The organism is Bacillus sp. JJ1764, from assembly GCF_036962145.1.
GTDB lineage: Bacteria > Bacillota > Bacilli > Bacillales > Cytobacillaceae > Neobacillus.
Genome location: NZ_JBALNY010000203.1, coordinates 363 through 4,130, shown reverse-complemented (window position 1 = coordinate 4,130; position 3,768 = coordinate 363). Strand labels below are relative to the sequence as shown.

At 34.1% G+C, this 3,768-nt stretch carries 5 protein-coding genes; all 5 read left to right on the top strand.

Translation table 11 applies throughout. The annotated features are described in order from the left end of the window. Window positions 1-143: 143 nt before the first annotated feature. The 5 genes from V7083_RS21770 to V7083_RS21750 all read left to right on the top strand — a co-directional run bounded on the left by V7083_RS21770 (window position 144) and on the right by V7083_RS21750 (window position 3,585). Window positions 144-365: a helix-turn-helix transcriptional regulator gene (locus V7083_RS21770; protein WP_335482018.1), complete on the top strand. Its 222-nt coding sequence runs from the start codon at window positions 144-146 to the stop codon at window positions 363-365. Further along, a complete protein-coding gene (locus tag V7083_RS21765) occupies window positions 358-768 on the top strand; it encodes a hypothetical protein (RefSeq protein WP_335482010.1) in 411 nt (136 codons plus the stop codon). Before V7083_RS21770 ends, V7083_RS21765 begins: the two co-directional genes overlap by 8 nt. Window positions 769-955: 187 nt before the next feature. Continuing rightward, window positions 956-1,249: a hypothetical protein gene (locus tag V7083_RS21760; RefSeq protein WP_335482008.1), complete on the top strand. Its 294-nt coding sequence runs from the start codon at window positions 956-958 to the stop codon at window positions 1,247-1,249. Between the two features lie 252 nt (window positions 1,250-1,501). Continuing rightward, window positions 1,502-2,728, top strand: coding sequence for an MFS transporter (locus V7083_RS21755; protein WP_335482006.1), 1,227 nt, complete (start codon window positions 1,502-1,504; stop codon window positions 2,726-2,728). Window positions 2,729-3,057: 329 nt separating this feature from the next. After that, on the top strand, window positions 3,058-3,585 hold the full coding sequence (locus V7083_RS21750; RefSeq protein ID WP_335482005.1) for a hypothetical protein: 528 nt from the start codon (window positions 3,058-3,060) through the stop codon (window positions 3,583-3,585). Window positions 3,586-3,768 lie beyond the last annotated feature (183 nt).

Here is a 3,768-nt window from a genome sequence, read left to right as displayed (position 1 = left end):
CAATTTTTTTCTTTATTGAAGAAACGGGGCAGGTTAGGACAATAAACAGAAAGCAACTGAGTGTAAATATATCTTTACATTCAGTTGTTATTTTTTATAATCAATGTAAAGATATCTTTACTCCTTACTTTGGAGGGTTATTAATGAAAGTAATAAATCATATCCGGGATATAAGAATAAAAAAGGGTATAACACAGGTGAAAATGGCTGAAGATTTACAAATTACACGTCAAACGGTGAATGCGATTGAGAAGAATAAATATAATCCCAGTCTAGAGTTGGCTTTAAAATTAATAGAATATTTTGATGTACCAATTGAGGAATTGTTTTATTTAGAAAGATCAAAGGGTGATGATGGTGAATAATAAAATCATATTTATACTTATTTCTGCCTTTATAATTGGATGTGTAGGGATAGGTGGTTATTTAGGAATTTATATTATTGGGAAAGAAACTGGTGAATACAACTATGATTTGACTATTCCAATGGCAATAGGTTCAATCTTAGGTATAATCATCTTTTTATTTTTTTCTATGTGGAATAAAAAGAGAAATGGAAATGTTCCGGAGTTTGATGAACGAAGTGTAATACTGATGAAACGTTATTTGTTAATTGTACTTTATGTTGTACTTTTTGGTAGTGGAGCTGCTTTATTAATTTTATACTCAATGGGTGTCTACTTAATTGAAACGGGTATGTTAATCGTTTGCTTGATGGTTTTATACATTATAATTGGTTTTGGAGCTTTTGTAACAAAGCGATTATAAGAAAGAATTTACAATCTTATTATTATATTAAGTTTGTGAAAGATTGTACTTAAATTAACGGGTGCTTGAGTTTAAGAGCGGAAGCTGTCATTGAGACAGCTTTTTTTATTGCACTAACGAAGAAGGTTAATTCAAGGGGAAATGGTTTTTTATGGTATAATTTATTTAAGAGAGAGGAGTAGATTTTTTGGAAAATGCACTTAGGAAGATATACAAGTGGTTATCTTTTTTCCTTTTGTTACTTGCTATCTTTTTTTATTTCTCTGAAATGTCTATATTTGATTCAGAGTATATAATCTTTTATGGACTAAGTATTTTAGGTTTAATTGTAAGTTTTCTGGGGAGAGGTATAAAAACAACAGCAGAAAGTTCTTTAACTGGAATTGTAGGAAAAATTGGATTTCACGCTAATTTAGCAATTGTCATTCTATTTTTCCCGCCTATATATCATATTTGGGGAACATTGATTTTGGGTCCATAATAAAGCTATTACTAAACATTGGGTGGTAGAGTTCAACAAATGAATACTGCTTCTGCAGCGTTTTCCTTATTTAACAAACTGGCAGGTTAGTAGTTAAATAAGATATTGAGGCATCCATTGATGCTTAAGGAAATTTCAGTACGTTCAAGAATATATATACAGTATTAAACAATACCTTTAAGGAGTGCGGCCAATGTAATCATTACCCTTTTATAAAATTATTTTCCCAATTGAATAAGAGGGGACGTTACATTGAAAAACAAATCATTCCGATTTCTTACCATAGGACAATCATTTGCTGATGCGGGTGATGTTTTCTATATCATCGCTCTTATTTCGATTGTATATGGTGTTACACATTCAGCCTTTTATGTGTCTCTGGTTCCGTTGACCAAAATGATATCGGGGAGTTTGAGTGGAGCAATAGCCCCTATCATTATTGATAAATGGAGATTGAAAGCCATTTTGTCCTATTCCCAATTAGGTAAAACATTGATTTTATCAATATTGACATGCTATTGCTGGTTTTATTTGTCAAACTCTTCGCTGCTGCTTATATTTCTCTGGGTGTTCCTGCTTTCATTTCTGGATGGATTTGCCCTTCCAGCTAGCAGCGCATTGATTCCCTCTTTGGTTCCACCGGATCAGTTATCAAAAGCCAATAGTCTGATGTCGTCTATCAACCAATTTATCCAGCTGAGTGGCTGGGCAATGGGCGGAGTATTGGCGGATATACTAGAACCGATAGGATTGTTTATTTTAACAGGGATTCTTTATGTGCTTTCGACATTTATGATGTTTTTGACGAGTGATTTCGGACAAAAGGAAAAATCCGATTATCCCCAGAACAAACTGGATTCTTTGATTGAGGGCTGGAAAATCATCGTACAAAATAAGAGTTTTAGAACTGTCCATTTATTCATCATTTTGAACGCCATTGCCAACACGGTATGGGTCTCTGCTATCCTTTACCCGTTTATGTTGCAACGATTAAAGGTGGATACAGGCTGGTGGGGGTTTATCAATACTTCTTTGTTAGTCGGCTTGTTTCTTGCGGGGATTTATGCGTATCGGAAATCTGACACTTTGAACGACAAGGGGTTGGCAAGAAACGTCTTGACGGGAGGCTTTGTGGTCTTCGTGACAACCGCTTTATTCGGATTTAATCAGATTCCGGCGGTCGCGCTGATCTTAATCGGAATCAATGGATTCTTCCAGGAGTTCACTAACATTTCGATCCATACACTAATCCAAAGCATGATCCGAGACCAACTTTTAGCGAAGGTCTATGCTGCGCAAAGCACACTCATTATGATCACATTTGGGATTTCAACAATGATGATGGGACTCATCGCAGATTCCTTTAACATCGTGACAGTGTTTTGTCTAGCATCCTTTTTCCTTTGTATATCTTTCTTAGTCATATTCAAACAGAAAAAATATTTATCAGTCCATTCTTTTCAAAATCATAATAAATAAATCAAAGGCTGTTTAATCTTGATTAAACAGCCTTTTTAATGAACCATTTGTGAAAAATTACACTTAAAGTAACGGGGGCTTGAGCTCAAGAATGATCGCTGCGGCGGTCTATTTTTGTTATTGAACTAATGGGGCAGCATTCCTGTAATGAATGAAAATGAGGTTTGAACAAAAAAATAACCTCTTGGTAGAATGAAAGAGTCCAAAGCCTGCAAGCGAACAGGACAAACTCATTAACCNNATTTTTTTCTTTATTGGGTTACTTCAAGAAGGATTTGTTATTACTATATTGAATATCTATTAGATACCCTTTTTGGAGGACAAAACAAGTGATAGCTAAAGCAGAAATAATTAATCAACCTTTTCCGGGACAGTACAAGGAGAGAATTTATGACATAAAAAGTCTATGGAATTCTCCCAATTGGACTTGGGTAAAATTTGAAGACGAAGATTTTTATGAGTGGTGCGGTGAGTTTAGAGGTTCTCCACGGGGTGTTGCAGTATCAATGAAATATAAAACAGTTCTTGTTATTACTTCCGACTATGTATTTCAAGTTGATTGTGATAGCGGTGAATTAATGGAATATGAATCTGAGCCACAATATCATTGTTTAACAGTAACACCATCAGGGGATTTCATAATAGCGGATTATTATCACATTGAAAAAATTGAATCATCAATAAAAGATACGAAACCAGTGAAAAGTCCATTTAAAATGGACACTATTATGTTTCATGGTTGGTCTAAGAATAAGTTATTAATTACTTGTGATGAATTTTTAAATTGGGATAATCATTTAGAGTTAGAACTTGAAGGTGATACTCTTGAAATTACTTTAAAAGATACTGATAGTTAAGATGAATTGCTCCATTCTGACAAAAAGATTGTGAAACAATGCACTTACACTAACGGGTGCGATTGTTTGATAAGGACAGTCGGCTTTTTTGTTCCACTAACGGCTTATTGAAGTAATGGGCTGCTTAAATTATAGAAGGAAATCAGGTCTGTCTCCTTGAATTAATAATATAAAAATTTCATA

Bases quoted from the DNA above. Each gene is read 5' to 3' on its own strand.
- V7083_RS21770 (WP_335482018.1), top strand. From the start codon at position 144: ATGAAAGTAATAAATCATATCCGGGATATAAGAATAAAAAAGGGTATA.